Origin of the sequence: Nocardioides sp. CPCC 206348 (assembly GCF_048654705.1) — a bacterium.
In the GTDB taxonomy this organism is placed as follows: Bacteria; Actinomycetota; Actinomycetes; order Propionibacteriales; family Nocardioidaceae; genus Nocardioides.
The window spans coordinates 38,414-40,433 of record NZ_JBMCZA010000179.1; the positions used below are offsets into that span (position 1 = coordinate 38,414).

The window sequence follows — 2,020 nt, forward strand, 5'->3', positions numbered from 1 at the left end:
GCCGGCGCTCGCGCCCGAGCAGGTGATGGGGTAGGTGCCGACGTTGGTGTGCGAGCCCGCGACGGTGCAGGTCGGTGCCGTCGTCAGGGAGTCCGAGCCGACGAGACCATTGGTGGTGAAGGTGAACGCCGGATCGGCCTGGCCGTAGGTCTTGGTCTTGCTGGTGGCCGTGATCGTCACCAGTGCCTTGCCCACGGAGAGCGTGCCGGCCGTGTAGGCGATCGTGTAGTTGCTGCCGGCCGTGGCGCCGGAGCACGTGATCGGGTAGGAGCCGACGTTCGCGTGGGCTCCCGCAACGCCACAGGTGGGTGCCGTCGTCAGCGCATCCGAACCGACCAGGCCACTCGTGGTGTGGGTGAAGGCCGGGTCGGCGTCGCCGTACTGCTTGGCCTTGTTGTCGGCGCTGACCGTCACCGTCGCCGGAGTTACGCCGAGGTTGCCGTCGACGTAGGTGACGTTCGTGTCCGGGCCGGCGCTGCCGCCCGAGCAGGTGATCGCGTAGTTGCCGACGTTCGTGTGGGCACCCGCGACCGTGCAGGTGGCAGGGGTGGTGAGCGTGCCGCCCGAGACCGTGTAGGTCAACGGCGGATCCGCGGTCCCGAAGACCTTGGTCTTCGGCTCGGCCGTGACGACCACGGGCGGGTTCCAGACCTCGGTGGCTGATGCGGTGGCCAGGCAGGTGGTCACTGGCAGGTAGCAGGCGCTGATCTGGTCGGTGCCGGCGAAGCCGCCGGTGTAGGTGTACGTCGCGACGCCGGACGCGTTGGTGTTCACGACGGCGCTCGACGTGTTCGCGCCGGTCACGTTGAAGCTCACCGGGCCGCCGGAGATGGCGACGTTGTTCGAGTCCTTCAGGGTGGCCGTGACGGTGTGCTGCGTCCCGACCGGCGATGCGTCGGTCGGCGGGGTCAGCGTCAGGGTGCTGCTGACCGGCTGGGCGCCGGACACGCAGTTGATCGAGGGGTTCGGGATGAAGCTCGTGCGCAGGTTGTTGACGAACACGGCCGAGTCGAGCTTGGCGTCGCCCTGGTCGAAGATCGACAGGTAGAGCGAGTGGGCGCCCGGCGAGACCGGGGTGTTCGCCCGCAGCAGCGTCGTCGCCCCGTCGTACACGGTGCCGGAGGCGTTGGCCTGGGTGAGTCCACCGATGCCAGTGCTGTTGATGCTGACGACGTTGCCCCCGGCGTCCTTCGCGAAGTTGAGTGGCGCCGTGATCGACGCGGAGTTGCCGGTCTGGTTGGCCGTCCAGGTGGTGCTGTCGAGCTCGGCGATGAAGCCGTCGTTGTACTGCTGGCCGACCCACTCGGGGAACTCTTCGGACAGGAACTTGAAGTTCAGGCTGAGGCAGTTGACGCCGGCAGGGGCGGTGAAGTCGATCTTCATCACCGTCACGTCGCGGGCCGAGTTGCCGCGCGAGGGTGCGTTGCTGATGGTGACATCGCTCTCGGTGGCCTGTGAGCTCAACACGTTGTTGACCGAGCCGGTCGTGAGGATGCCGAACGCACCCGAGGGTGACGGGAACCCGCCGATGGCCGTGTTGGACACCCCGTTGACCGTCGTCGACGACGGTACCGACGCGAAGCTGGCCCCGGTCGAGGTGAAGCCGGGCGCCGCCATGGCATTCCTGATCGTGGCTGCGCCCGCGGAGGTGTTGGGCGCGGCGGTGACCGCGGCCAGCGCGGGAGATGCGCCGGCGACCACGAGGCCGATGGCCGCCAGGACTCCGGCGAGCGCAATCGATGCGCCCTTCGAAGCCCTGTTCGCGCGCGTCACTCGTCGATGCGTTCCGGACATGCCACAACCCCCCACGTGGTTGGGAACAGGCCCGAGAACGACGAGGGAGACGTCGGCGCTGCGTGTGACTCGACATTGGCAGCAGCCGCCACAAGGCGTCTTCGAAATGAGGGTAAAGATTCGCGCGCGCGACGAATTTTGCCCACGAGGGGGTCAACGCCGGCGGCGCTCGTGACCCCATCCGATGACTAGGTGTGATGCCCAGGGAGGTTGTCCCGCCCTCCGG

Annotated in this window: 1 protein-coding gene; it reads right to left on the reverse strand. The window is 68.1% G+C overall.

The features are described 5' to 3' along the window. The coding region (locus ACOADB_RS14360; protein ID WP_378599804.1) for an MBG domain-containing protein at positions 1-1,794 on the reverse strand (1,794 nt) is incomplete at its 3' end. Positions 1,795-2,020: the final 226 nt, after the last annotated feature.